General features: G+C 67.5%; 23 protein-coding genes, 1 tRNA gene and 1 pseudogene. 22 read left to right on the top strand and 3 right to left on the bottom strand.

Annotated elements, in window-relative coordinates:
• Nucleotides 1-144 precede the first annotated feature (144 nt).
• Together aspS and AB8810_RS06490 are read left to right on the top strand one after the other, a co-directional pair.
• Nucleotides 145-1,902 carry an aspartate--tRNA ligase gene (gene aspS, locus AB8810_RS06485; protein WP_369915882.1) on the top strand — a complete coding sequence of 586 codons (1,758 nt, stop codon included), beginning with the start codon at nt 145-147 and terminating at the stop codon, nt 1,900-1,902.
• A gap of 3 nt (nt 1,903-1,905) precedes the next feature.
• Nucleotides 1,906-2,427: a GNAT family N-acetyltransferase gene (locus tag AB8810_RS06490; protein WP_369915883.1), complete on the top strand. Its 522-nt coding sequence runs from the start codon at nt 1,906-1,908 to the stop codon at nt 2,425-2,427.
• Nucleotides 2,428-2,709: 282 nt separating this feature from the next.
• Here AB8810_RS06490 and AB8810_RS06495 read toward each other — a convergent pair whose 3' ends face one another.
• Complete coding sequence (locus AB8810_RS06495; RefSeq protein ID WP_369915884.1) at nt 2,710-4,920, bottom strand: ricin-type beta-trefoil lectin domain protein; 2,211 nt, start codon at nt 4,918-4,920, stop codon at nt 2,710-2,712.
• A 500-nt stretch (nt 4,921-5,420) separates the two neighbouring features.
• On the opposite strand from AB8810_RS06495, the gene AB8810_RS06500 reads away from it, so the two are divergent.
• From AB8810_RS06500 to AB8810_RS06580, 17 genes are all read left to right on the top strand, one after another.
• The gene (locus tag AB8810_RS06500; RefSeq protein WP_369915885.1) at nt 5,421-5,732 is read left to right on the top strand and encodes an I78 family peptidase inhibitor; all 312 of its coding nucleotides are present in this window, start codon (nt 5,421-5,423) and stop codon (nt 5,730-5,732) included.
• Entirely contained in the window at nt 5,704-6,390 is a 687-nt protein-coding gene (locus AB8810_RS06505; RefSeq protein ID WP_369915886.1) for an esterase/lipase family protein, read from the top strand. The genes AB8810_RS06500 and AB8810_RS06505 overlap by 29 nt, the downstream gene beginning before the upstream one ends.
• 81 nt (nt 6,391-6,471) lie before the next feature.
• The gene (locus tag AB8810_RS06510) at nt 6,472-7,203 is read left to right on the top strand and encodes a YebC/PmpR family DNA-binding transcriptional regulator (RefSeq protein ID WP_179566540.1); all 732 of its coding nucleotides are present in this window, start codon (nt 6,472-6,474) and stop codon (nt 7,201-7,203) included.
• A gap of 181 nt (nt 7,204-7,384) precedes the next feature.
• Nucleotides 7,385-7,897 carry a crossover junction endodeoxyribonuclease RuvC gene (gene ruvC, locus AB8810_RS06515; RefSeq protein WP_179567957.1) on the top strand — a complete coding sequence of 171 codons (513 nt, stop codon included), beginning with the start codon at nt 7,385-7,387 and terminating at the stop codon, nt 7,895-7,897.
• 124 nt (nt 7,898-8,021) lie between these two features.
• On the top strand, nt 8,022-8,606 hold the full coding sequence (gene ruvA, locus AB8810_RS06520) for a Holliday junction branch migration protein RuvA (RefSeq protein WP_179566538.1): 585 nt from the start codon (nt 8,022-8,024) through the stop codon (nt 8,604-8,606).
• Nucleotides 8,607-8,658: 52 nt separating this feature from the next.
• Nucleotides 8,659-10,578: a potassium transporter Kup gene (locus AB8810_RS06525; RefSeq protein WP_179566537.1), complete on the top strand. Its 1,920-nt coding sequence runs from the start codon at nt 8,659-8,661 to the stop codon at nt 10,576-10,578.
• Nucleotides 10,579-10,745: 167 nt separating this feature from the next.
• Nucleotides 10,746-11,783, top strand: a complete 1,038-nt coding sequence (ruvB, locus tag AB8810_RS06530; RefSeq protein WP_206230483.1) for a Holliday junction branch migration DNA helicase RuvB — start codon at nt 10,746-10,748, stop codon at nt 11,781-11,783.
• Between the two features lie 39 nt (nt 11,784-11,822).
• Nucleotides 11,823-12,296 carry a tol-pal system-associated acyl-CoA thioesterase gene (ybgC, locus tag AB8810_RS06535; protein ID WP_369915887.1) on the top strand — a complete coding sequence of 158 codons (474 nt, stop codon included), beginning with the start codon at nt 11,823-11,825 and terminating at the stop codon, nt 12,294-12,296.
• Nucleotides 12,293-13,069 carry a protein TolQ gene (gene tolQ / locus AB8810_RS06540; RefSeq protein ID WP_003478956.1) on the top strand — a complete coding sequence of 259 codons (777 nt, stop codon included), beginning with the start codon at nt 12,293-12,295 and terminating at the stop codon, nt 13,067-13,069. The genes ybgC and tolQ overlap by 4 nt, the downstream gene beginning before the upstream one ends.
• Nucleotides 13,070-13,109: 40 nt before the next feature.
• Nucleotides 13,110-13,547 carry a protein TolR gene (tolR, locus tag AB8810_RS06545; RefSeq protein WP_179566534.1) on the top strand — a complete coding sequence of 146 codons (438 nt, stop codon included), beginning with the start codon at nt 13,110-13,112 and terminating at the stop codon, nt 13,545-13,547.
• Complete coding sequence (gene tolA, locus AB8810_RS06550) at nt 13,537-14,538, top strand: cell envelope integrity protein TolA (RefSeq protein ID WP_225209713.1); 1,002 nt, start codon at nt 13,537-13,539, stop codon at nt 14,536-14,538. The genes tolR and tolA overlap by 11 nt, the downstream gene beginning before the upstream one ends.
• Nucleotides 14,539-14,773: 235 nt before the next feature.
• On the top strand, nt 14,774-16,093 hold the full coding sequence (gene tolB / locus AB8810_RS06555; RefSeq protein ID WP_179566533.1) for a Tol-Pal system beta propeller repeat protein TolB: 1,320 nt from the start codon (nt 14,774-14,776) through the stop codon (nt 16,091-16,093).
• 71 nt (nt 16,094-16,164) lie between these two features.
• Nucleotides 16,165-16,683 (top strand): peptidoglycan-associated lipoprotein Pal, encoded by a 519-nt coding sequence (gene pal / locus AB8810_RS06560; protein WP_191824334.1) that lies wholly within the window; start codon nt 16,165-16,167, stop codon nt 16,681-16,683.
• A 3-nt stretch (nt 16,684-16,686) separates the two neighbouring features.
• On the top strand, nt 16,687-17,499 hold the full coding sequence (gene ybgF, locus AB8810_RS06565) for a tol-pal system protein YbgF (RefSeq protein ID WP_206257785.1): 813 nt from the start codon (nt 16,687-16,689) through the stop codon (nt 17,497-17,499).
• 46 nt (nt 17,500-17,545) lie between these two features.
• Nucleotides 17,546-18,223: a 7-carboxy-7-deazaguanine synthase QueE gene (gene queE / locus AB8810_RS06570; protein WP_369915888.1), complete on the top strand. Its 678-nt coding sequence runs from the start codon at nt 17,546-17,548 to the stop codon at nt 18,221-18,223.
• Nucleotides 18,224-18,404: 181 nt separating this feature from the next.
• On the top strand, nt 18,405-19,070 hold the full coding sequence (queC, locus tag AB8810_RS06575; RefSeq protein ID WP_191824332.1) for a 7-cyano-7-deazaguanine synthase QueC: 666 nt from the start codon (nt 18,405-18,407) through the stop codon (nt 19,068-19,070).
• 63 nt (nt 19,071-19,133) lie between these two features.
• Nucleotides 19,134-19,209 (top strand) — tRNA-Lys (locus tag AB8810_RS06580).
• A 134-nt stretch (nt 19,210-19,343) separates the two neighbouring features.
• Here the strand turns inward: AB8810_RS06580 and AB8810_RS06585 are convergent.
• Both AB8810_RS06585 and AB8810_RS06590 read right to left on the bottom strand, forming a co-directional pair.
• Nucleotides 19,344-19,640, bottom strand: coding sequence for a hypothetical protein (locus AB8810_RS06585; protein WP_369915889.1), 297 nt, complete (start codon nt 19,638-19,640; stop codon nt 19,344-19,346).
• 319 nt (nt 19,641-19,959) lie between these two features.
• A complete protein-coding gene (locus AB8810_RS06590) occupies nt 19,960-20,868 on the bottom strand; it encodes a LysR family transcriptional regulator ArgP (protein ID WP_369915890.1) in 909 nt (302 codons plus the stop codon).
• 107 nt (nt 20,869-20,975) lie between these two features.
• On the opposite strand from AB8810_RS06590, the gene AB8810_RS06595 reads away from it, so the two are divergent.
• The 3 genes and pseudogenes from AB8810_RS06595 to AB8810_RS06605 all read left to right on the top strand — a co-directional run bounded on the left by AB8810_RS06595 (nt 20,976) and on the right by AB8810_RS06605 (nt 24,530).
• Nucleotides 20,976-21,593: a LysE/ArgO family amino acid transporter gene (locus AB8810_RS06595; protein ID WP_369915891.1), complete on the top strand. Its 618-nt coding sequence runs from the start codon at nt 20,976-20,978 to the stop codon at nt 21,591-21,593.
• A 124-nt stretch (nt 21,594-21,717) separates the two neighbouring features.
• Nucleotides 21,718-22,147 (top strand): annotated as a pseudogene (locus tag AB8810_RS06600) (GNAT family N-acetyltransferase).
• A gap of 274 nt (nt 22,148-22,421) precedes the next feature.
• A complete protein-coding gene (locus AB8810_RS06605; RefSeq protein ID WP_369915892.1) occupies nt 22,422-24,530 on the top strand; it encodes a TonB-dependent receptor in 2,109 nt (702 codons plus the stop codon).
• Nucleotides 24,531-24,784 lie beyond the last annotated feature (254 nt).

A 24,784-nucleotide genomic window follows, 5' to 3' on the forward strand; every position in this document is an offset into this window, starting at 1 on the left:
GCCCGTGACTGTGGGCGGACTATAGCCTCACGGAAACTTAAGGCCAGGTGAGTTGCGGCGGGATTTGCCCGGGCCGGCGCCGCGCCGCAGAATATCCGGCTTGCCGGCGCGTTCTGCGCCGGCGGCCCCACCTTGGAGTTTGCGATGCGTACCCACTTCTGCGGCCTGGTCGACGAGACCCTGATCGGCCAAACCGTCACCCTGGCCGGCTGGACCGATGTCGCCCGCAATCTCGGCGGGGTCTGCTTCATCGATCTGCGCGACCACGAGGGCATCGTCCAGGTGACGGTGGAGCCGGAGAACGCGGAGGTGTTCGCGGTCGCCGCCTCGCTGGGCTACGAGGACGTGCTGCAGGTGGAAGGCGTGGTGCGCGCGCGGCATGCGGTCAACGACAAGCTGCGCAGCGGCAAGGTCGAGGTGATCGCCACCCGCATCACCCTCCTCAACAAGGCCGCGCCGCTGCCGTTCCATGCGCACGAGAACCCGGGCGAGGAAACCCGCCTGAAGTACCGCTACCTGGATCTGCGCCGCCCGGAGATGCAGCGCATGCAGCGCACCCGCATCAAGCTGGTGCAGGGGCTGCGCCGCTACCTGGACGAGCGCGGCTTCCAGGACATCGAAACCCCGATCCTGACCAAGGCCACCCCGGAAGGCGCGCGCGACTTCCTGGTGCCGGCGCGCATGCATCCGGGCGAGTTCTACGCGCTGCCGCAGTCGCCGCAGCTGTTCAAGCAGATCCTGATGGTGGCCGGCTTCGACCGCTACTACCAGATCGCGCGCTGCTTCCGCGACGAGGCGCTGCGCGCCGACCGCCAGCTCGAGTTCACCCAGCTGGACATGGAGTTCGCGTTCGTGCGCGAGCGCGACGTGCAGGATGCGGTGGAGCAGATGATCCGCCACATCTTCAAGGAAGTGGTGGACGTGGAACTGGCCGCCGAATTCCCGCGCATGACCTGGGCCGAGGCGATGCGCCGTTTCGGCTCGGACAAGCCGGACCTGCGCATCGGCCTGGAACTGGTCGACGTGGCCGAACTGGTCAAGTCCAGCGAATTCCCGGTGTTCACCGCGGCCGCCGCCGATGCCGACGGTCGCGTCGCCGCGCTGCGCATACCCGGCGGCGCCACGCTGTCGCGCAAGCAGATCGACGACTACGCCGCGCATGCCGCCAAGTACGGCGCCAAGGGCCTGGCCTACATCAAGTTGTCGGAGACCGGCGAAATCAGCTCGCCGATCGCCAAGTTCTTCTCCGAAGAGGCCTTCGCCGCATTGGTCAAGCACGTCGGCGCCGGCAGCGGCGACATCGTGTTCTTCGGCGCCGGCGGCTACAACAAGGTCTCCGACTTCATGGGTGCGCTGCGGCTGAAGGCCGGCAAGGACTTCGGCCTGGTCGCCGAGGGCTGGGCGCCGCTGTGGGTCACCGACTTCCCAATGTTCGAATGGGACGAGGAAGCGCAGCGCTACGTCGCCCTGCATCACCCCTTCACCGCGCCGGCGGTGGACGACATCGCCGAACTGCGCACGCATGCCAGGACCGCGGTGTCGCGCGGCTACGACATGGTGCTCAACGGCAACGAAATCGGCGGCGGCTCGATCCGCATCCATCGCCCGGAGATGCAGAGCGCGGTGTTCGAACTGCTCGGCATCGGCGCCGAGGAAGCGCGCGCCAAGTTCGGTTTCCTGCTCGACGCGTTGAACTACGGCGCGCCGCCGCACGGCGGCATCGCGTTCGGCATCGACCGCATCGCCGCGCTGATGGCCGGCACCGAGTCGATCCGCGACGTGATCCCGTTCCCCAAGACCACCGGCGCGCAGGACCTGATGACCGACGCGCCGTCGCCGATCGCCGACGCGCAGCTGGCCGAAGTGCACGTGCAGGTGCGCGCCAAGCCGGTGCAGGGCTGAGCGATGGCATTGGCGATCCGCCAGGCCACCGAGGACGACGCCGCCACGCTGGCGGCGCTGGCCGCGGCCACCTTCACGGAGACCTTCGGTCACCTGTACTCGCCGGAAGACCTGCACGGGTTTCTCGACGAGCACTACACCGCGGCGCGGCAGCGCACGATCCTGCAGCATCCGGAGTACGCGATCTGGCTGCTGGAGGACGACGGCGTGGCGGTGGGCCATGCCGCGGCCGGCCCTTGCGGCCTGCCGCACGCGGAGGTGCAGACTGGCGACGGCGAACTGAAGCGGCTGTACCTGCTGCGCTCGCACCAGAACAGCGGCTGGGGCAGCCGCCTGTTCGAAACCGCGCTGGCCTGGCTGGAACGCCAAGGCCCGCGCACGCTGTGGATCGGCGTGTGGTCGGAGAACTTCGGCGCGCAGCGCTTCTACGCGCGCTACGGCTTCGAGAAGGTCGGCACCTACGAATTCCCGGTCGGGCAGACCCGCGATTTGGAGTTCATTCTGCGCCGCGTGCCGCACCGATAGTCTGGCCGTCGGCCGCGCATTGCCTAGACGGTTTTGCGCCCTGTTGATCGCCGATCGCTGTTGGCGAAACGGCATCTGCTTTCGGCGCAGTCGTCGTTGTCACTCGAAGTGCTGTGCATGCCGAAGAGGCCTGCAGCGTGGCGCATTCTTCGACTGTGCATGCCGCCATGCCAGCGGAGCGTGTCGTTCATTTCCATCCGTTCGTCGCTGCTCGCGCAGGCGCGCAACAAGAACGATCCGATGGGGAATGAGCGACACGCTCTTCGGGGAAAACCCGCTCGCCTAGTTGGGTTGCACTTCCCAGGTTTGGTTGGGATTGCCTAGGCAGTCCCACATCTGCACGCGTGCGCCATTGGTCCTGCCGCCTTCGGAATCATCAAGGCATTTACTGTTCAGGTCGCTGCGGATCTGCCCGCGAATCCGCCATGTTTGCGCGGCGCTTCCATTGCAGGTGGCCATCAGGATGGGGTTGCCGTTCGCGCCGGACGGGCCATTGGCTTCGAGGCAGTTGCCGCCGTAGCCGATGAGCGAGCCATTCGTGCCCAGCGTCCATTTCTGGTTCTTGTTCCCCGAGCAGTCCCATAGTTGAACTGCGGTGCCACTGGTCACGCCGCCGCTCATCACGTCCAGGCAACGTCCGCTGGCCACCTGGATGGCGCCGGTTGCCGGATCGAACTTCCATGTCTGGTTGGTGCCGCCGAGGTTGTCCCAGGTCTGCAGACGCGCGCCGTTGGCGGATCCCCCGTTGACCACGTCCAGCACCTTGCCGCCGGTGGCGATGATGGCGGACGACCGGAAGCTCCAGCGTTGGTTGGATGAGTTGAATGCTTGGTAGAGCTGCACACCCGCGCCGTTGCTGCTGTTCACCCCTGCGATATCCAGGACCTTGTCGGTACCGTTGTTGCGCAGCGCCCGGCTTTTGCTCTGCCAATACCATTTCTGCTGGCGCAAGCCATTGCATCCCCAGACCTGAATCGGAGCCGTGTTGTCAGTGCTGCCGTCCACCACATCCAGGCACTTGCCGGAGGGGCCGACGATCTGGCCTGGCGAACTCGAATCGTCGAACGGAACGACGGTCGCTCTGAATTGAACAATGCGAGGGACGGTAAGCATGAACGCGGTCGCGTTGTCGGCTTGGGCAATCACCCCGCAGGCCTCTCCATAGCACCCCTGAATCAAGGGAGTCGAGTAGATGTTGACCTCGCGCTGGCCGTTGACGGCGTACGCCATCACCGTGTGGAAGCTGCCCACGTCGCTACGGTGCCCGTAGTTGTATCCGGTTTCTTGTCCGGTTTCGCGTTGGTGATACGAACCTAGCAGGTGCCCGAGTTCATGTCCAAGCGTCGTCGAGGGGCAGTAGTAGCTTCCGTCGATGCCATCGGAAACGATCGCGTACGCATAGCGGGAATCGGTTCCTCCGTTCACCCAGGCGACGCCGCAATTATTCTGGCTGGCGCTGTCGAAGCGGCGGACCAGTCCGACCAGATCGGCGCCGTAGTTTTCGCGCACCTGGCGAATCGGGCGGAATGCGTCGTTGTAGGCCTGGATCCAGGTCAGTTCGTCCAGCGCCTGATTATTGTCGTTGTTGTTGATATAGCCGACTTCTATGGTGCCGACCAAGCGATAGCGCGCCTGCACATTGGCATTGGCGAAGGCCTGGTTGGCGACCTCGACGAGATTGGTCAACACCGTCTCTATGGCCGACTCCCCGCCCCGATATGCCTTGTAGTCCGGCGTATAGCCAAGCACGACGTCGATCGTATTGGTCGAGGTGGTGCCGGCTGCGGCATTGACCTTGTCCAAGTTGCTGTAGTTTGGAATGAGACCGGTGGCCGCCGCGAGCGGCGAAGCGTTGGCGCTGGGCAGCATCTCCCGTGCGTCGCCGCGCCTGCTGGGCGCCGCCGAACGCAATTCCACCTCGGATGCCGCCATGACATAGGGTTGCCCGTCGACGGTGGAAATCCGGTAGACCTTGCCGCCGCTGGCGCCGAGCGAACCAAACACCGCGTTCTTGCCGAAGGTGATGACCGATTCCTCACCCACCAGCGCGCCGGGCAAACGTCCAACCCAGGTCCAGTTGCCGTTCTTGCCTTCTGTGTGGCGGACGTAATCCATCTGCAGCCGGCTGCCGTCCGGCGCGACGATCGTCATCTTGCCCTCCATCGTCGCCCTCAACGCATAGCGCTCGCTGATGCGCGCAGGAAAAAGCTCGAATGGACCTTCCTTGGTCGGCGCGGCGTGGCCGACATAGGTGACCAGCGTGCCGTTGTCCGGTGCGTCGAAATAGGGGGCGGCGCCTGGGGTGAGCCGCGGCGAGGCACCATTGGCGGTGCTGCGGGGAAGCGCAGTTTTGGCAGGGGCCTGGCCCTGTGCCGCGGCTTGACCGGCGTTCGATGCGGCATGAGAGGCCCCGCCCTTCGAGACGCAACCCCCAAGCCAGACGCCTGCCGCCACGGCGACGCAGGATGCCAAAATGATGCCTCTGTTATACATGCAGCGATTCTCCTTGATGACTGCGCATACCTGCTTTCCGATCCTGTTTCCATTGCCCGCTGCTAGCCGATAAGCAGGCTGGCCCTGAATAGCACCCGGGTTGAGAATGCCTTGCCGCGAAAGTTGGTGCGTGGGATTGAATGTTCGATGTGCCTGGTATCTAACTCCCACGGTTACCGCTTGACATGCAGCGATTGCTCCATGCATGTAGAGATAACGCGGGTTCTTTCGCCGTTGCTACGTCGAGTGGACGCACCAATGGATTACTTTGCGTTAACGACCGCCAACGAACTTTCTTGACGCGGATGGGGCGAGAATGTAGCCCTGGCCTTTCGAACTGTGACGCTTTGCCGTGTGGCGTGCGCGGCCGACTGCGCTGGTGCGTGGAGTGGGTGTGTGATGGCGCGACGCATCGTCTGTACCGGCCTGGGACGATGTTGCGTTTTGGGTGAACTTGCGCGCCGTCGCGCAGCAGGCCATGCGATTGACAGGAGAACGCCATGTCGCGACCCCTGAAATGCGCCGTCGCCTTGCTGCCGCTGCTGGCCGCGTGTACGCCCTCGGCCTCGCTGCAAACGGCCGGTAGCGGGCCGGCGGCCCAGGGCGATGGCCGCTGCCAGGCCGAGCCGGTGGCGTGGGCGATCGGCCAGGCCGCAACCGAGGCGACCATGGCGCGGGTCCGCCGGGAGAGCGGCGCTGGCCAGCTGCGGCCGATCGCCCCCGGCCAGGCGACGACCCGCGACCTGCGCCCGGACCGGGTCAACGTGTTCGTGGATGCGTCCAATGCCATCGTCCGCATCACCTGTGGCTGAGGTCGCGCGCACGGTTGCCGCGGGCGGCGTGGTCGACCCCTTGCCGCAGGTCCTGTTGCTGCACGGGATCTGGAACGGCCGTGTCTGGCTCGGGCCGCTGGCCTGGCGGCTGCGCCGCGAGGGCTTCCGCGTCGCCACCTTCGGCTATTCGACCGCGTTCGGCGGCGCCGAGGCGGCGCTGCCGCGGTTGCGGCAGCGGATCCAGCGCCTGGCGCAGCAGGGGCCGGTCGCGCTGGTCGGGCACAGCCTGGGCGGGCTGATCGCGCTGCAGGCCTTGCGCCAGGCGCCGCAGCTGCCGGTGACCCGGGTGGTGTGCCTGGGCGCCCCGCTGGCCGGCAGCGCGGTGGCGCAGACGCTGCTGCGACGCGGCCTCGGCGTCGCCCTCGGGCGCAGCGCAGCCCTGTTGCAGCAGGGTCTTGGGCAGTGGGACGGCTCCGCTGCGGTCGGCATGGTGGCCGGCAGCGTCGCGTTGGGAGTGGGCAATCGCATCGCCGCGTTGGGGCCGGGCTCGGATGGCACCGTGGCCCTGGCCGAGACCCGCGTGCCGGGCCTGCGCGACCATTGCTTGGTGCGTGCCAGCCACAGCGGCCTGCTGTTCTCGCCAGTGGCCGCGCGCCAGGCCGCGGCGTTCCTGCGGCATGGCCGCTTCGCCGCCTGAGCGGTTGTGCCGCGGATGCGGGTGCGGCGGCGCAATCGAGTAAAATCCGCCGCTTGTCCTTACTGATGTCCGGAACGCCCTATGGGTAGAGGCCCCTCGATCGAAGCCCGCAAGAACGCATCCGATGCGAAGCGCGGCAAGATTTTCACCAAGATCATCCGCGAGATCGGCGTCGCCGCGCGCGCCGGCGGCGGCGACCCGTCCAACAACCCGCGCCTGCGCGTGGCGATGGACAAGGGCCTGGCCTCGAACATGTCCAAGGACGTGATCGAGCGCGCGATCAAGAAAGCCACCGGCGAGCTGGAAGGGGTGGAGTACGAGGAGATCCGCTACGAGGGCTACGCGCCGGGCGGGGTCGCGGTGATCGTCGACTGCCTGACCGATAACCGCGTGCGCACCGTGGCCGACGTGCGCCACGCCTTCAGCAAGTGCGGCGGCAACCTGGGCACCGAAGGCTCGGTGGCGTTCATGTTCAAGCGCCTGGGCGTGCTCAGCTTCGCTGCCGGTGCCGACGAGGAAAAGATCACCGAGGCGGCGATCGAGGCCGGCGCCGACGACATCGTGGTCTATCCGGAGGACGGCGCGATCGACGTGCTGACCTCGGCGGACGCGTTCCACGCGGTCAAGGACGCGATGCAGGCGGCCGGCCTGGCCGCCGAGCATGCCGAGATCAGCTTCCGTGCCGACAACGACATCGCGGTGGAAGGCGATACTGCGCTGCAGGTGCGCAAGCTGCTGGACATGCTGGAAGACCTGGACGATGTGCAGGCGGTCTATTCCAATGCCGACCAGTCCGCGCTGAGTGGCGGCTGATATGGCGACGGCCGGGACTGGGGACGGTGCCGGGACTCGGGACTCGGGACTCGGGACTCGGAACAGCGCGTCGACGGGGCCCGATGCATCGCCGTCGCCCGGGGTCGTACCCGTTCGAACCAGTCGCGTAGCCAGCCCTTCGAGTCACGAGTCCCGCGTCCCGAGTCCCGCCAAGGTCCGCATCCTCGGCATCGACCCGGGCTCGCAGCGCACCGGCGTGGGCATCATCGACGTCGACGGCAGCGGCCGCACCATCCATGTCCACCATGCGCCGCTGCTGCTGCTCGGCGAGGGCGACTTCTCGCAGCGGCTGAAGCGCCTGCTGCACGGGCTGGGCGCGCTGATCGAGGAGTACCAGCCGCAGGAAGTGGCGATCGAGCGGGTGTTCATGGGCAAGAGCGCCGACGCGGCGCTGAAGCTCGGCCATGCGCGCGGCGCGGCGATCTGCGCGGTGGTCTTGCGCGACCTGCCGGTGCACGAATACGCGGCCAAGGAGATCAAGCTGGCCATCGTCGGCAAAGGTGCGGCCGAGAAGCAGCAGGTGCAACATATGGTCGGTCTGATGCTGAGTCTGACCGGAAAACTGCAGGCCGACGCCGCCGACGCGCTGGCGGTGGCCATCACCCATGCCCACGTGCGCGCCACCGCGCAGCGCCTGGGCGTCAGTACGCAACAGGCTTGGAGCAGAAAATGAGTGGAGCCGGGATTCGGGATTCGGGATTGGGGATTCGCAAGAGCGAGGTGCCTGCGCCTGCGCGCGGCTGTACCCAATCCCCAATCCCCAATCCCCAATCCCGGCGCCTCGCACGAGGCGCCCAATGATCGGCCGTCTGCGCGGCATCCTCGCTTACAAGCAGCCGCCGTGGCTGGTGATCGACGTGGGCGGGGTCGGCTACGAGCTGGAGGCGCCGATGAGCACCTTCTACGACCTGCCCGACGTCGGTCGCGACGTGATCCTGTTCACCCACTACGCGCAGAAGGAGGACAGCGTGTCGCTGTACGGCTTCCTGCGCGAAGGCGAGCGGCGGCTGTTCCGCGACGTGCAGCGGGTCACCGGGATCGGCGCCAAGATCGCGCTGGCGGTGCTGTCCGGGGTCAGCGTGGACGAGTTCGCGCGCATGGTCACCAGCGCCGACGTCACCGCGCTGACCCGCATCCCCGGCATCGGCAAGAAGACCGCCGAGCGCATGGTGGTGGAGCTGCGCGACCGTGCCGCGGATTTCAGCGGCGGCGCGCCGGTCACCGGTCAGCTCGGTACCGATGCGGTGTCCGAGGCCACGGTGGCGCTGCAGCAGCTCGGCTACAAGCCGGCCGAGGCGGCGAAGATGGCGCGCGACGCCGCCGCCGACGGCGACGAGGTCGCCAGCGTCATCCGCAAGGCCCTGCAGGCCGCGTTGCGCTGACCGCGCGTCGTACCTCCTTCTTCACGCCTCGCGGCGCTAACCTGATCCCTCAATGTCCACCACTCCCGCTCCGTCCCCCGGCTCCGGCCATTCGGCCGACGCCTCGCATGGCAAGGCCGGCTTCGCGCTGATCATCGGCGCCATCGGCGTGGTGTTCGGCGACATCGGCACCAGCCCGCTGTACACGCTCAAGGAAGCGTTCTCGCCGCACTACGGCCTGAGCAGCGACCACGACACCGTGCTCGGCGTGCTGTCGCTGGCGTTCTGGTCGCTGATGATCGTGGTCACGCTGAAGTACGTCACCATCATCATGCGCGCCGACAACGAGGGCGAGGGCGGCATCATGGCGCTGATGGCGCTGACCCAGCGCACCATGCGCAAGGGCTCGCGCTCGGCCTACGTGGTCGGCATCCTCGGCATCTTCGGCGCCTCGCTGTTCTTCGGCGACGGGGTGATCACCCCGGCGATCTCGGTGCTGGGCGCGGTCGAAGGCCTGGAGGTGGCCGCGCCGGGGCTGCACGCGTTCATCGTGCCGATCACCGTGGTGGTGCTGGTGATCCTGTTCCTGGGCCAGCGCTTCGGCACCGAGAAGGTCGGCAAGGTGTTCGGCCCGATCACCTGCCTGTGGTTCCTGTCGCTGGCGGCGATCGGCATCTGGAACATCGTCGACGCGCCGGAAGTGCTGAAGGCGTTCAACCCGTGGTGGGCGATCCGCTTCTTCCTCGACCATGGCTGGCACGGGGTCTGGATCCTCGGCGCGGTGGTGCTGGCGGTGACCGGCGGCGAGGCGCTGTACGCGGACATGGGCCATTTCGGCGCGCGCCCGATCCGTCACGCCTGGTACTTCTTCGTGCTGCCGTGCCTGGTGCTGAACTACCTGGGGCAGGGCGCGCTGGTGCTCAAGCATCCGTCGGCGCTGAAGAACCCGTTCTTCGAGGCGGTGCCCGGCTGGGCGCTGTACCCGATGATCGTGCTGGCCACGCTGGCGGCGGTGATCGCCTCGCAGGCGGTGATCACCGGCGCGTTCTCGATCGCGCGCCAGGCGATGCAGCTGGGCTACATCCCGCGCATGCTGATCAAGCACACCTCGCACGACACCATCGGCCAGATCTACATCCCCGGCATCAACTGGCTGCTGATGGTGATGGTGATCGCGCTGGTGCTGATCTTCCGCAGTTCCACCAATCTGGCGGTGGCCTACGGCATCTCGGTGTCGGCGACGATGCTGATCGACACCCTGCTGCTGGCGCTGGTGGCGCGCGCGCTGTGGCCGCGCTGGCGCAACTGGGTGCTGCCGCTGTGCGTGGTGTTCTTCGTCATCGACGCCGCGTTCCTGATCGCCAACGGCGCCAAGCTGCTGCAGGGCGCCTGGTTCCCGGTGGCGCTGGGCATCGTGATGTTCACCATGATGCGCACCTGGCGCCGCGGCCGCGAGCTGCTGCGCGAGGAAATTCGCAAGGACGGCATCCAGATCGACAGCTTCCTGCCCGGGCTGATGCTGGCGCCGCCGGTGCGCGTGCCCGGCACCGCGGTGTTCCTGACCGCCGACGCGACCGTGGTGCCGCATGCGCTGATGCACAACCTCAAGCACAACAAGGTGCTGCACGAGCGCAACGTGTTCTTGACCGTGGAGACCCTGCCGGTGCCGTATGCCTCGGCCAAGCAGCGGCTGAAGATGGACGCCATCGGCGACGAGTTCTACCGGGTGATCGTGCGCTTCGGCTTCATGGAGACCCCCGACGTGCCGCTGGCGCTGATGCGCTCCTGCGACCAGGGCGGCATCTACTTCGACCCGATGGACACCACCTATTTCGCCAGCCGCGAGACCATCGTCGCCAGCGCCAACCGCGGCATGCCGATCTGGCGCGACAAGCTGTTCGCGGTCATGCACCGCAACGCCGCCCCGGCCACCGGCTTCTTCCGCATCCCCGGCAATCGGCTGGTGGAGCTGGGGGCGCAGGTGGAGATCTGAGGCCGCGACGATGTCGCGGCCTTGGGAATGGAGAGACGGGAATGGGGAATAGGGAAAGGCGACGGCAACGGCGTTCGTCAGCTCCGAAATAGGCGCCAGCCGTGCCGCTAACCGCTACTATTGTCCGCTCCATTCCCCATTCTCGATTCCCCATTCCCGGCTTTCCAATGGACCGCATCATCGCCAGCAGCGCCACCCGCGAAGACGACGCGGTCGAGGCCAGCATCCGCCCCAAGCGCTTGGCCGACTATCTCGGCCAGCAGCCGGTGCGCGAGCAGCTGTCGATCTATATCGAAGCGGCCAAGGCGCGCGGCGAGGCGATGGACCATGTGCTGATCTTCGGGCCGCCGGGCCTGGGCAAGACCACGCTCAGCCATGTCATCGCCAACGAGCTGGGGGTCAACCTGCGTACGACCTCCGGCCCGGTGATTGAGAAGGCCGGCGACCTGGCGGCGCTGCTGACCAACCTGCAGCCGCACGACGTGCTGTTCGTGGACGAGATCCACCGCCTGTCGCCGGTAGTCGAGGAAGTGCTGTATCCGGCGATGGAAGACTTCCAGATCGACATCATGATCGGCGAGGGCCCGGCCGCGCGCTCGATCAAGATCGACCTGCCGCCGTTCACCCTGATCGGCGCCACCACCCGTGCCGGCCTGCTGACCGCGCCGCTGCGCGACCGCTTCGGCATCGTGCAGCGCCTGGCGTTCTATACCCCGGAAGAACTGGGCAAGATCGTGCGCCGTTCCGCCGCCATCCTCGGCATCGCCTGCGACGCCGACGGCTGCGCGGAGATCGCGCGGCGCGCGCGCGGCACCCCGCGCATCGCCAACCGGCTGCTGCGGCGGGTCCGCGATTTCGCCCAGGTCCGCGCCGGCGGGCTGATCGACCTGCAGGTCGCGCAGGCGGCGATGCAGATGCTCGGGGTCGATCCGGAAGGCTTCGACGACCTGGATCGGCGCCTGCTGCGCACCATCATCGACTACTTCGACGGCGGCCCGGTCGGGGTCGAGTCGCTGGCCGCCTCGCTGTCGGAAGAACGCGGCACCCTGGAAGACGTGATCGAGCCCTACCTGATCCAGCAGGGCTACCTGATCCGCACCGCGCGCGGGCGCATGGCGACCAACAAGGCCTATCTGCACTTGGGCCTGAAGCCCAAGATGCGGGAATCGGGAATCGGGAATGGAGAATCGGAGGGGCTGTTCTAGCATGCCGTGCCTACCCAGCTACGGACGGGAGCACCGCTCTTGACGTCCGATTCCCCATTCCCGATTCCCGATTCCCAGCCTCTATTCAGTTGGCCGACACGCATCTACTGGGAAGATACCGACGCCGGTGGCGTGGTCTACCATGCACGCTACGTCGCCTTTCTGGAGCGGGCGCGCACGGAGTGGCTGCGCGCGCTGGGCTACGGACAGGAACGCCTGCGCCTGCAGCACGATCTGGTGTTCGCGGTGCGCGCGATGCAGCTCGACTTCCTGCGCCCGGCCCACCTGGACGATGCGTTGCAGGTCGGCGTCGCGCTGACGCAGTGCAGGCGCGCCAGCCTGCTGTTCGCGCAGTCGATCCATCGCGACGGCGAACTGCTGTTGCGCGCGCAGGTGAAGGTCGCGGCGCTGGGTGCCGGCAGTTTCCGCCCGCGCGGCATGGACGACGCGTTGTACGACATTTTGAAAGCTCTCGAAATCACTGAAGCAGCATTACTGAGGAACGACGGATGATCGCATTGCTCCTGGCCCTGCAGGACACGGTGGCGGAGGCGCTACCGCAGGACGTGACCCAGACCGCCGCGCAGGCCGTCGCCAGCACCGCCGCCCATGGCGGCATCAACTACCTGGATCTGCTGATCAAGGCCAGCCTGCCGGTCAAGGTGATCGTGCTGCTGCTGCTGCTCGGCTCGCTGATCAGCTGGGTGATCATTTTCCGCAAGGCGCGGGTGTTCAAGCAGGCCAACCGCGACGCGGACGACTTCGAGAACCGCTTCTGGTCCGGCACCGACCTGACCAAGCTCTACGCCGGCGCGGCCGACCGCAACCGCGTGGTCGGCGGGCTGGAGGCGATCTTCGAGGCCGGCTTCCGTGAGTTCACCCGCCTGCGCGACAAGCGCAAGCTCGACGCGCGCATCCAACTGGAAGGCGCGCAGCGGGCGATGCGCGCGACCTATGCGCGCGAAGTGGACCGCCTGGAGCGCAACCTGGAGCTGCTAGCCAACATCGGTTCCACCGCGCCCTACGTCGGCCTGGTCGGCACCGTGTTCGGCATCATGGTGACCATGCACGACATGCTCAACAGCGGCCAGCAGGCGGGCATCGCCGCGGTCGCGCCGGGCATTTCCGAGGCCCTGTTCGCGACCGCCATCGGCCTGTTCGTGGCGATCCCGGCGGTGTGGGCGTACAACCGCTTCACCACCCGGGTCGAGCGGATGGCGGTGCGCTTCGAGACCTTCTCCGAAGAGTTCAGCTCCATCCTGCAGCGCCAGGCCAGCGGCGACTGAGCGCCGCCGCGCGCTCCGCCCAAGACCCCAGGATCCCCGCATGACTGCCGCCATTTCCCGCCGCAAGCGTCGCAAGCTCAAGTCCGAGATCAACGTCGTGCCGTACATCGACGTGATGCTGGTGCTGCTGATCATCTTCATGGTCACCGCGCCGCTGCTCAGCCTGAGCGTGGACGTGGACCTGCCCGATTCCACCGCGCGTTCGGTGGAAAGCAAGAAGGACCCGGTGATCGTCAGCGTCGACGCCGAGGGCCGCTACACGCTGACCCTGCAGGACGGCAAGCCGGAGAAGATCGGCGCGCCGGAACTGAAGGCGAAGATGCAGGCCTTCGTCAGCCAGAACAAGGACGTGCCGGTGTTCGTCGCCGCGCCCGGCAATTCCAACTACCAGCTGGTCATGGACACCATGGTCATGCTGCAGCAGGCCGGCGTTCCCAAGGTGGGCCTGATGAGCCAGCCCGGTACCAATGCACGCTGAAGCCGATTCCCGACCGCCCCGCGAACAGGACAGCAACCAGGGCCTGATCGTCGGCGTGCTCCTCGCGCTGGCCGTGCATGTGCTGCTCGGGCTGCTGTTCTTCCTCGCCTGGTGGTGGTCGCCGGTGCGCCAGGTGGAGCCGGCGGCCGGCTCGCCGATGGTCGAGGCCTCGCTGGTCGTGTCGGCCGCCGACGTGCGTTCGGCGCAGAAGGCGGTGCAGGACGCGCCCAAGCCCCTGCCCGAACCGCTGCCCGAACCGGTCAAGGAGGTCGCCGAGGACGACACCGTGCCGCCGCCGCAACCGGTGCCCGTGCCCAAGCCGCAGCAGGCGCCGACCGAGCAGCAGCAAAAGGCGCAGGACTTCATCCCGGTGCCGGACAAGGTCGACCAGGACCGCGCCAGCCGCACCGCGATCTCGCAGGAAAAGGAAAAGCAGGAGCAGGAAGCCAAGCGCCGCCAGGAGCAGATCGACCTGACCGAGCAGAAGCGCCAGCAGGAGGCCGAGCAGAAGCAGCGCCTGGCCGCGCAGCAGGAGGAGGAGCGGCAGAAGAAGATCGCCGAGATCCGCAAGCAGCGCGAGCAGGCCGACCGCGAGGCCAAGCTGGCCGAGCAGAAGCTGCGCCAGCTGGCCGACGTGCGCGCCAAGCAGGCGTCGGCCACCGCCGCGTCCACGCCGCAGGCCGCGCCCGGGCAGAACGGCACCAACACCGATCTGTCGGCCAAATATGCCGCGGCGATCCAGCAGGCGGTGCTGAGCCAGTGGGTGCGCCCGGATTCGGTGCCGCTGGGGCAGAAGTGCAAGATCGCGATCAAGCAGATCGTCGGCGGGCAGGTGATCGAGGCCAAGGTCAGCCCCGACTGTCCCTACGACGAAGCGGGCCGGCGCTCGATCGAGGCCGCGGTACTGCGCGCGCAGCCGCTGCCGTACCGGGGCTTCGAATCGGTGTTCGCGCGCGACCTGACCTTCAACTTCACTGCGCAGGATCGCTGAGAAGCCGGGATTGGGGATTCGGGATTGGGGATGCCACGCTCCACGCCCCAGCCCCAGGGTCCAAAAAGCCCGCTTCCGGGCCTGGCGGGGCCCCGGGAACTCCCCGGCGGCGGTGCGATAGGCGATAATCCGCGCTTCCTGCCATCGGCTTCACATGTCGGTGGTTCATGATTGCGAATACGTTCACCCGCGCATTGCTATCTCTTGCGCCTTCCCGAGTACCGCTGAGCGACCCATGAAGAAACTGCCGCGCTGGCTTGCCGTCCTGACTGCCCTGTTGCTCCCCCTGGCCGCGTCCGCGCAGGACAAGGGCCTGGAAATCGACATCGTCGGCGGCAACGCGTCGGCGACCCCGATCACCGTCGTGCCGATGCCCTACCAGGGTTCGGCGGCCGCACCGTCCACCGACGTGTCCGCGGTGGTCCGCGCCGACCTGGACCGTTCCGGCCAGTTCCGCAACCTGCCCGAGGCGCAGATCGTCGAGCGCCCGACCCGCGGCAGCGAAGTGCAGTACGCCACCTGGCGCGCGCTGAAGCAGGATTATCTGGTCGCCGGCCGGGTGATGGATGCCGGCGAGGGCACCTACCGGGTCGAGTACGAACTGTTCGACGTGGCCAAGGGCGAGCGCATGCTCGGCCTGGCGATGACCGCGCGTGCCAGCGCGATGCGCGACGTGGCGCACCAGATGGCCGATGCGATCTACGAGAAGATCACCGGCGTGCGCGGCGCCTTCTGGACCCGCATCGCCTACGTCACCGCCAGCGGCAAGGGCGGCGCCATGCGCTATGCGCTGATGGTCGCCGACTCCGACGGCTACAACCCGCAGACCATCGTGCGCTCGGCCGAACCGCTGCTGTCGCCGAACTGGAGCCCGGACGGCAAGAAGCTGGCCTATGTGAGCTTCGAGCGCGGCAACTCCTCGATCTACATCCAGGACATCGCCACCGGCGCCCGCCAGCTGGTGTCCAGCTTCCGCGGCATCAACGGCGCGCCCTCGTTCTCGCCGGACGGCAAGAAGCTGGCCCTGGCGCTGTCGCGCAGCGGCAACCCGGAGATCTACGTGATGGACCTGGGCAGCAAGCAGCTGACCCAGCTGACCAACCACTTCGGCATCGACACCGAGCCGACCTGGGCGCCGGACGGCAGCAGCATCTACTTCACCTCCGATCGCGGCGGCCGCCCGCAGATCTACCAGGTGGCGGCGACCGGCGGCAGCGCCAACCGGGTCACCTTCCAGGGCAACTACAACGCCACCGCCAGCGTGTCCTTCGACGGCAACAAGATCGCCGTCGCCCAGGGCAGCGGCAACACCTACAAGATCGCGATGATGGACCGCAGCCTGGGTTCGCCGCGCTGGAGCACATTGTCTACGGGGTCGCTGGACGAGTCGCCGAGCTTCGCTCCGAACGCCAGCATGGTCCTGTACGCCGCCCGCGAAGGCGGGCGAGGGGTGCTTTACGCGGTCTCGGCCGATGCCCGCGTGCGCCAGCGCCTGGTCCTGGCCGATGGCGACGTGCGCGAGCCGTCGTGGTCGCCGTATCGGACTGCGCGTTGACACGTAAGTTTGATGTTAATATTTCGCTGCGTTGAACCCCCTTTCGGCTCAGGAGCCATATAGGTATCCCCATGAACAAGACCACCCGCGTTCTGCTTGTTTCGCTGTTGTCCGTTGCAGCTCTGGCCGGCTGCTCCAAGAAGGTCAAGGAAGTTCCCCAGACCGACACCACCGGCACCACCGGTTCCACCACCCCGACCGGCCCGTCGACCTCCGGCCTGTACGGCCCGGGCGATCTGGATACCGATGCCTGCCTGCGCCAGCGCGTGGTCTACTTCGATCTGGACCAGGACTCGCTGAAGCCGGAGTTCCAGGCGATCATGGCCTGCCACGCCAAGTACCTGCGTGACCGTCCGTCCTCGCGCATCACCCTGCAGGGCAATGCCGACGAGCGCGGTTCGCGCGAGTACAACATGGGCCTGGGCGAGCGTCGTGGCAACGCCGTGTCTTCGGCGCTGCAGGCTGCCGGCGGTTCGGCTGCGCAGCTGACCGTGGTCAGCTACGGTGAAGAGCGTCCGGTCTGCACCGAGTCGAACGAGTCCTGCTGGTCGCAGAACCGTCGCGTCGAGATCGTCTACACGGCGCAGTAATAGATGCGTATCGGTGTCCTTACATCGATGATCGTCGCGGCGGCCCTGGTGGCCGCCGCGCCGGCTCATGCGCAGCGTGCAAGCCTCGCCGATCGCGTGTCCGCGCTCGAGCAGCAGGCAATGAACACCCAGGGCAACACCGACATGCTGAACCAGCTCAACCAGCTGCGGACGCAGGTACAGTCGCTGGAGTCCACGATCGAGCAATTGCAGCACGACAACGAACAACTCAAGCAGCGCGCCAAGGACCAGTACCTGGACCTGGACGGCCGCCTGAACCGGATCGAGGGGGGCGCGACGCCGCCGTTGCCGCCGGCCGGGGCTGCCGCACCCGCCGCTTCCGCACCCGCTGCCAAGCCGGCTGCCGCCGTTTCCGAACGGCCGCCGTCGGTGCATGGCGACGCCGGCACGCTCGCCGCCAGCGGCGATGAGCGCACCAGCTACAACGTCGCGTTCGATGCGCTGAAGGCCGGCAAGTACGCCGACTCGGCGAATCTGTTCCAGAGCTTCCTAGAGCTGTACCCGAACGGCGTTTACGCCCCCAATGCCTTGTATTGGCTGGGCGAGAGCTATTACGCCACCAAGAATTTCCCGCTGGCCGAGGCGCAGTTCCGCGACCTGATCGGCCGCTATCCCACCCACGACAAGGCCTCCGGCGCTCTGCTCAAGCTGGGCCTGTCCCAGTACGGCGAAGGCCGCACCCAGGACGCCGAGCAGACCCTGCAGCAGGTGATCAGCCAGTATCCGGGATCGGATGCCGCGCGCACCGCGCAGGACCGCCTGCAGTCGATCCGCATCGGCCAGCAGCTGCGCTGAGCCCCCGAACGCTGCCGCCATCGTCGCGGGAGCATATTTTCCCGCCATGGCCGCCGTTCCCAGCGATATCGTACAAAGCCCGCTGCCGCGCCTGAAGCTGACGGAGATCTTCCTGTCGCTGCAGGGCGAGGCCGAGAGCGCCGGCTGGCCGACCGTGTTCGTGCGCCTGACCGGCTGCCCGCTGCGCTGCAGCTACTGCGACACGGCCTACGCCTTTCATGGTGGGCAATGGTGGGACATCGACGCGATCCTGGCCGAAGTGGCGCGCCACGGCGTGCGCCATGTCTGCGTGACCGGCGGCGAGCCGCTGGCGCAGAAGCGCTGCCTGCGCCTGCTCGAGCAACTGTGCGACGCCGGCTACGACGTATCGCTGGAAACCTCCGGCGCGCTGGACATCGCCGACGTGGACCCGCGCGTGTCGCGGGTGCTCGACATCAAGACTCCCGCATCGCAGGAAGCGGCGCGCAACCGCTGGGAAAACCTGCCGCTGCTGAGTGCGCGCGACCAGATCAAGTTCGTGCTGTGCGGCCGCGCCGACTACGACTGGGCACGCGCGATCGTCGCCGAACACCGCCTGCACGAGCGCTGCACCGTCTGGTTCTCGCCGAGCAAGAGCGAACTGGCGCCGCGCGACCTGGCCGACTGGATCGTCGCCGACCGCCTGCCGGTGCGCTTCCAGATGCAGTTGCACAAGCTGCTGTGGAACGACGAGCCGGGGCGTTAGCTGCGCGGGAGCGCAGCTGGGAATCGGGAATGGAGAAACGGGAATCGGCGAAGCGCTGCACTGCAGGCGTCTCGTTGGTTGATTCGCTTCTGCTTCTCGAAAACCGGCGATCTTCCATGTCCAGTGCGGCTGTTACGCTCTACCCATTCCCGTTTCTCCATTCCCCATTCCCAGCACCCCAATGAAAAACGCCGTCGTCCTACTCTCAGGTGGCATGGATTCCGCCGTCGTCGTCGCCATCGCCCGCGAGCAGGGCTATGCCGTGCATGCGCTGAGCGTCAGCTACGGGCAGCGGCATACCTCCGAACTGGATGCGGCCACGCGCGTGGCGGCCGCGCTCGGTGCGGTGGCGCACAAGACGGTCAACGTCGACCTGCGCAGCATCGGCGGCTCCGCGCTGACCGACGACATCGAGGTGCCGGACGCGGGCGGCGAGGGCATCCCGGTGACCTACGTGCCGGCGCGCAACACCATCATGCTGTCGGTGGCGCTGGGCTGGGCCGAAGTGCTGGGCGCGGCGGACATCTTCTGCGGCGTCAACGCGGTGGACTATTCCGGCTACCCCGACTGCCGCCCCGAGTTCATCGACGCGTTCCAGACCCTGGCCAACCTGGCGACCAAGGCCGGCGTGGAAGGCGCCGGGCTGCGCGTGCACGCGCCGCTGCAGCGCATGAGCAAGGCCGACATCGTGCGCGAGGGCGAGCGCCTGGGCGTGGATTTCGGCCTCACCGTGTCCTGCTACCGCGCCGATGCCGACGGCCGCGCCTGCGGTCACTGCGACGCGTGCCGCCTGCGCGCCGCCGGCTTCGCCGATGCCGGCGTGGCCGACCCGACCCGCTACGCCTGATTTCGCGTTGACGCGGGGCTGGGGTAGACTACGCACCCCGGCGCAAGGCCGGGGCGTTGTTTTGGGCCGTTAGCTCAGTCGGTAGAGCAGAAGACTTTTAATCTTTTGGTCGATGGTTCGAATCCATCACGGCCCACCATTCAGTCCACTGATGTGCAGCCATCCAATACCATTGGCGCGGCCCTGTACGGTCTGCCGGTGCTGGTTGGTGCCCATGCTGCGTGCGTCGAAGTCGGCCCGACAGTGGGCTCGTGGGCCTGGGGCGGCCCGATCTCAACGCGGGTTCGCCGCTTGGCTGAGCGGAATGGAGATCCGCGCTGGCACACCGAGTTGAGCCTTGCATTTCAGGTTGCCCTGCAAAGGGATCCAGTTCTGCGCTGCGAGCGGGCAGGCCGCGCGCAACTCGGCGACGTCCAGGACATCGCCCTTGAATCCCGGTATCTCCCATGGGTCTCCATGGAACTCGATCACCAACAGCCTGTCGGCTGGCCCCTCTTCGGGGACGGAGAAACCGTGCCGCCATTTGGTGAGGCCCCTCTCCATCTGCGTCCCGATGATGATTGCCGGCATACGTTTCTCCATATGAAAAACAAGGACGGGGGTTCGCGGCCGCGCAAGCGGCGGGCCATGCATCCTTCCACTGGCAGGTCTCACCTGATGAGAATCGTCCGGGCCGGAAAGGGACGCTTGCCCCGCGACGGATCGGAAGGGAGCTGCCGACCTTCACTCCCTGCATGGGCGCCAGCCACCTGTCCCGCGCGCGGCACTTGCAGGCGCTATGAAGCTTGGTGACGTGGGCGGTCGACCAAGTGGGAGCGCATGGCGCCTGCCGCAGTGAACCGGCGCCTGCCGTGCCGCGTCGGGCGCATCTCGATCGGGCGCATGCGGCTCAAGCGCCTTTCCGTCCGCGCTGCATGCTCGACGCCGCGGTACGCAGTGCCTGGCCGATGTGCTGCAGGACGCTCGAACGCACCGCCGCGTGCTGCCAATAGAGCGGGACGTCGAGCCAGCGCTGCGGGTCGATGACGACGATCTGTTTCTCGCGCAATCCGGACGCGAGCATCTGCTCGGGGGCGAGGCACCATCCGAGACCGCGCGCGGCGGCTTCGACGAAGCCGGTCGAGGTCGGCAGGTAGTGGATGGGTGGGCTCAGGCGGGTGCGGGTGATGCGCCGCACGAAGCGCGCCTGCAGCGCGTCCTTGCGGTTGAACACCATCATCGGCGCCTGTGCCAGCGCGGCCGCTGTGAGTCCTGCGGCGAAGTGGCGCGCGACGAATGCCGGCGAGGCGATCGCGTGGTAGCGCATGCTGCCCAGGGCATGCACGTTGCAGCCCTGCAGCGGCTTGCTCGCGGACGTGACCGCGCCGAGCACGGTACCGTTGCGCAGCAGCTCCAGCGTGTGGTCCTGGTCGTCCACGTGCACGTCGAACAGGAAGCCGTGCGCATGGTGCAGCGACGCCAGCGCGGCGAGGAACCAGGTCTGCAGCGAGTCGTCGTTGACCGCGACCGCGATGCTGCGCGCGGGTCCGGCGTCGGCCGCGTTCGGCAGGAAATCGGCCATCGCCTCGGCCTCCAGCGCCTGCATCGGCCGCACCCGGCGCAGCAGCGCTTCGCCTGCAGGCGTCGGCCGGCAGGGGGCCTGGCGCACGACCAGCACCTGTCCGAGGCGGTCCTCGAGCGCCTTGATTCGTTGCGAGATCGCCGACGGCGTCAGCGACAGCCGCCGCGCCGCCGCTTCGAAGCTGCCTTCGTCGAGCACGGCGGCGAAGGCCGACAGTTGCGGATGAAGCAGGTCCATGCGGCCGCCTGATTAGCATTTCTTCATAGCGTACAGAATATTTAGCTTGGCTAATCACGACCTTCGGGCCAGCATGCGCCTCCCTCGGTTCTGGCGATCCTCTCCTCATGGTGCTCGAAGCATCGCTTGCCGGCTTCATCGCCGGCGCCGGCTTGATCGTCGCGATCGGCGCGCAGAACGCGTTCGTGCTGCGCCAGGGTTTGCAGCGGCAGCAGGTGGGCCTGGTGGTGGCGGTCTGCGCAGCCGGGGATATCGCCTTGATCGTGCTCGGGGTCGCCGGCATCGGCGCGCTGGTGCAGCAATGGCCCGCGCTGCTGCAGGTGCTGCGCTACGCCGGCGCGGCCTTCCTCGGCGCCTACGGCCTGATGGCGGCGCAACGCGCCTGGCGCGGTGCCGGCGCATTGAAGGCGCAGGGCGAGACGCCGGCGAGCCGGCGCCGCGTGCTGCTGGCCTGCCTGGGCTTCACGTTTCTCAACCCGCACGTGTATCTCGACACGATGGTCCTGCTCGGCAGCCTGTCCACCCGCTATCCGGGAGCGCTGCGCTGGGCGTTCGCGTGCGGCGCCTGCGTGGCGAGCGTGGCCTGGTTCTGCAGCCTGGGCTATGGCGCACGATTGCTGCAGCCGGTGTTCCGCAAGCCCGGCGCATGGCGGTTGCTGGACGCCTGCATCGCGGTGTTCATGCTGGCACTGTGTCTATTGCTGCTGCTGCGACCGCTCGGCTGATCGCAGCGGTCGGGCAGGTGCCCGCGCAAGGGAAACCCGCCATCGCACGCGCCGAATGGCGACAATGGGGCGATTGCGGCGCCTCGGCGTGCCCGCGGACGGCCTTTTTTCAGGGGTCGACACGATGTGCGGGCTGCGAATCAGCACCGACAAGGCCGAACTGCAGACGCGCGAGATCCATCGCTATCTGTCGCAGCGCACCGGCTGGGCCAAGGACGTCCCGCTGGCGCTGCTAAAAAGGCGATCGCGCATTCCCTATGCTTCGGCGGTTTCGTCGGCCGCCGCCAGGTCGCGTTCGCCAGAGTGGTCTCCGACTACGCGACCTTCGCTTGTCTGGGCGACGTCTTCGGGTTGCCCGAGGACCGCGGCAAGGGCTACGGCAAGGCATTGATGGAGACGATCCTGGCCCATCCCGAGCTGCAGGGCCTGCGCCGTTTCAGCCTCGCCAACAGCGATGCGCATGCGCTGTATGCGCGCTACGGATTCACCGCGCCGCGGTATCCGCACTCGCTGATGGAGCCTATTTCCCGGGCATGTACACCGCTGCCGGCTGACGCGGCTTTCCGCGGCGGGCTCGGCCAGCAGCCAGGCGACCTGCTGGCCTTGCACTGTGTTTCGCGGAGCGTCGGCCGCGCGCAGCGCGCAGCGGTACTTCGCTCGAACACGACGCCGATCTCGCTACGCGGGGGCGACGCGAAGCGAAGCCGGACGCGCACTGCGGCCAAGAAGCTGGCCGGGCGTGTACACGTGCGTATAATAATCATTCTCGTTATCGGGCGGCGCCGGCACATCTGCGATTGGTACCGTCCTTGTCACAAGGATCCGTTGATGCGTCTGCTGTGTTCCCTGTCCGTCGCCATGCTTCCGCTGGCGGCTGACATCACTGTTGCCCGGGCGCAGTCGCCCTCCACGCAAACGCTGGACGCCGTGGTCGTCAGCGCATCGCGTACCGACCAACCCGCGGACACGGCGCCCCAGACCGTGGTGGTGATCGACCAGCAGGAGATCGCCCAGCAGCTCAGCATCAGCAGCAATTCGTCGGACCTGCTGTCCAGCCTGCTGCCGTCGTATACGCCGAGCCGCGGCAAGATGAACGGCAGCGGCGAGACCTTGCGCGGACGCACGCCGCTGATCCTGGTCGACGGCATCCCGCAGTCCAATCCGCTGCGCCCGACCGGGCGCGAAGCGCACACGATCGACTACGCGATGGTCGAGCGCATCGAGGTGATCCAGGGCGCCAACGCGATGAACGGCCTGGGCGCCACCGGTGGCACCATCAACCTGGTCACGCGCCGCCCGCAGCCGGGCGCGCTCAACCAGCATGTCGAGGTGCAGGCGACCGTACCGACCACCGACGTCGATGCCGAGACCACGAGCTACAGGACCAGCTACCGCATCGACGGGCGCCACGACAAGCTCGACTACCTGTTCGCGGTCGGCTACGAGGACCAGGGCCTGTACCTGGACGGCGACGGGCGCGCGATCGGCACCGACGTGACCCAGGGCGATCTGATGGCCACGCGCGCCTACGACGTGCACGCCAAGCTGGGCTACTGGATCGACGACCGGCAGGAGCTGCAGTTCAGTTCCAACCGCTACCGGATCAAGTCCAAGGCCGAGTACCTCGGCGTGGCCGGCGATCGCGAACTCGGCATCCCGACCACCTCGGTGCGCGGCCGGCCCGAAGGCACGCCGCCATGGAACGACGTGTGGACCACCGGCCTGTCCTATGTTCATCACGACCTGGCGGGCATGGAACTGAAGGCGATGGTGTTCAACCAGGAGTTCGAAGGCCTGTTCGGCGCCGACAACTCGGCCACCTTCCAGGATCCGCGCATCGCGCCCAACGGCACGCTGTACGACCAGTCGCGCTCGGTCGCGTCCAAGTGGGGTTCCAAGACCAGCCTGGGCAAGGACGACCTGCTCGATGGCCGGCTCAAGCTCACCGGCGGCTTCGACACCCTGTGGGACAGCGGCAAGCAGGACCTGTACGGCACCGGCCGCACCTATGTGCCCGAGTCGGAATACCGCGACCTGGCCGCGTTCCTGCAGGGCGAATACCGGCTGCTGCCGCAGCTGACCGTGCATGGCGGCGTGCGCCACGAGGACGCGAAGCTGCGCATCGACAGCTACCAGACCCTGGCCCGCTACAACCGGGTGCAGGTACAGGGCGGCACCCTGTCCTTCGCCGAGACGCTGTACAACGTCGGCGCGGTGCTGGCGCCGAGCGAGCGCTTCAACGTCTTCGCCAGCTATTCCGAAGGCTTCGGCATGCCCGACGTGGGCCGCGTGCTGCGCTCGATCAACACGCCCGGCACCAGCGTCGCCAGCCTGAGCGCGCTGCAGCCGGTGCTGACCCGCAATGTCGAATTGGGCACGCGCCTGCGCGGCGCGGCGTGGGATGTCGATGTCGGCGTGTTCCAGTCGCGCTCGGACTACGGCACCCGGGTGATCGCGGTGGACGGTGCGTTCCAGATGGCGCGGGAGAAGACCCGCATCGAGGGCGTGGATGCCAGCGCCAAGTATCGGCTCAACGAGCGGCAGCGCCTCGGCCTGGCCTATGCGTATACACGCGGGCGCTACGACAGCGACGGCAACGGCACGCTGGATGCGCACCTGGACGGATTGAACATCGCGCCCAACCGCGTCGTCGGCAGCTGGTCTTCGCAATGGACGCCGCGGCTGTCCAGCTTCGTGCAGGCGCAGTACGCGTTCGGCCGCAGCTTCGACGATCCGCAAAAGCGGTTCAGCGGCTATGCGCTGGTCGATGCGGCGCTGAACTACCGGCTGCGCCAGGGCGAACTGCGCCTGGCGGTCGCCAACCTGCTCGATCGCCAGTACATCACCTACTACTCGCAGAGCGCGCTGGTCGAACCGGACCGCTATTTCGCCGGGCGCGGCCGCACGCTGACGGTGGGTTACAGCCTGGATTTCTGAGCCGCGGCCGCTGCGTGACGCAGGCCTGGGCGCCTTCGCAGGCGCGCGTTGCGGCGTGGCGTCCGCGTAGTGGCGGGCCGGGAGATGGGCGCGACGGATGACGCTGGTGTGTGCAGCCATCCGTGGCTGTCTGGTTTTGACCACTTGCCCGGGCCGGCGCGTTCGCCGGCGGCGGAGGCGTTGCCGAGCAGTGCCGCACCAGGCGTCGGATCGCGCTCCGGCCGCGCGCGGGAATCGATGCATGGCGGGCGCCT

Source organism: Xanthomonas sp. NCPPB 3005 (assembly GCF_041228095.2).
In the GTDB taxonomy this organism is placed as follows: Bacteria; Pseudomonadota; Gammaproteobacteria; order Xanthomonadales; family Xanthomonadaceae; genus Xanthomonas_A; species Xanthomonas_A bonasiae.

What these genes read in the sequence shown, in the direction of transcription:
- ruvA (WP_179566538.1), top strand. Translation starts at nt 8,022, where the DNA reads ATGATCGGCCGTCTGCGCGGCATCCTCGCTTACAAGCAGCCGCCGTGG.
- tolQ (WP_003478956.1), top strand. Translation starts at nt 12,293, where the DNA reads ATGATCGCATTGCTCCTGGCCCTGCAGGACACGGTGGCGGAGGCGCTA.
- tolA (WP_225209713.1), top strand. Translation starts at nt 13,537, where the DNA reads ATGCACGCTGAAGCCGATTCCCGACCGCCCCGCGAACAGGACAGCAAC.
- AB8810_RS06605 (WP_369915892.1), top strand. Translation starts at nt 22,422, where the DNA reads ATGCGTCTGCTGTGTTCCCTGTCCGTCGCCATGCTTCCGCTGGCGGCT.
- AB8810_RS06500 (WP_369915885.1), top strand. Translation starts at nt 5,421, where the DNA reads ATGTCGCGACCCCTGAAATGCGCCGTCGCCTTGCTGCCGCTGCTGGCC.
- AB8810_RS06510 (WP_179566540.1), top strand. Translation starts at nt 6,472, where the DNA reads ATGGGTAGAGGCCCCTCGATCGAAGCCCGCAAGAACGCATCCGATGCG.
- AB8810_RS06585 (WP_369915889.1), bottom strand. Translation starts at nt 19,640, where the DNA reads ATGCCGGCAATCATCATCGGGACGCAGATGGAGAGGGGCCTCACCAAA.
- AB8810_RS06595 (WP_369915891.1), top strand. Translation starts at nt 20,976, where the DNA reads ATGGTGCTCGAAGCATCGCTTGCCGGCTTCATCGCCGGCGCCGGCTTG.
- AB8810_RS06495 (WP_369915884.1), bottom strand. Translation starts at nt 4,920, where the DNA reads ATGTATAACAGAGGCATCATTTTGGCATCCTGCGTCGCCGTGGCGGCA.
- ybgF (WP_206257785.1), top strand. Translation starts at nt 16,687, where the DNA reads ATGCGTATCGGTGTCCTTACATCGATGATCGTCGCGGCGGCCCTGGTG.
- tolR (WP_179566534.1), top strand. Translation starts at nt 13,110, where the DNA reads ATGACTGCCGCCATTTCCCGCCGCAAGCGTCGCAAGCTCAAGTCCGAG.
- tolB (WP_179566533.1), top strand. Translation starts at nt 14,774, where the DNA reads ATGAAGAAACTGCCGCGCTGGCTTGCCGTCCTGACTGCCCTGTTGCTC.
- AB8810_RS06590 (WP_369915890.1), bottom strand. Translation starts at nt 20,868, where the DNA reads ATGGACCTGCTTCATCCGCAACTGTCGGCCTTCGCCGCCGTGCTCGAC.
- AB8810_RS06505 (WP_369915886.1), top strand. Translation starts at nt 5,704, where the DNA reads ATGCCATCGTCCGCATCACCTGTGGCTGAGGTCGCGCGCACGGTTGCC.
- queE (WP_369915888.1), top strand. Translation starts at nt 17,546, where the DNA reads ATGGCCGCCGTTCCCAGCGATATCGTACAAAGCCCGCTGCCGCGCCTG.
- queC (WP_191824332.1), top strand. Translation starts at nt 18,405, where the DNA reads ATGAAAAACGCCGTCGTCCTACTCTCAGGTGGCATGGATTCCGCCGTC.
- aspS (WP_369915882.1), top strand. Translation starts at nt 145, where the DNA reads ATGCGTACCCACTTCTGCGGCCTGGTCGACGAGACCCTGATCGGCCAA.
- pal (WP_191824334.1), top strand. Translation starts at nt 16,165, where the DNA reads ATGAACAAGACCACCCGCGTTCTGCTTGTTTCGCTGTTGTCCGTTGCA.
- ruvB (WP_206230483.1), top strand. Translation starts at nt 10,746, where the DNA reads ATGGACCGCATCATCGCCAGCAGCGCCACCCGCGAAGACGACGCGGTC.
- AB8810_RS06525 (WP_179566537.1), top strand. Translation starts at nt 8,659, where the DNA reads ATGTCCACCACTCCCGCTCCGTCCCCCGGCTCCGGCCATTCGGCCGAC.
- AB8810_RS06490 (WP_369915883.1), top strand. Translation starts at nt 1,906, where the DNA reads ATGGCATTGGCGATCCGCCAGGCCACCGAGGACGACGCCGCCACGCTG.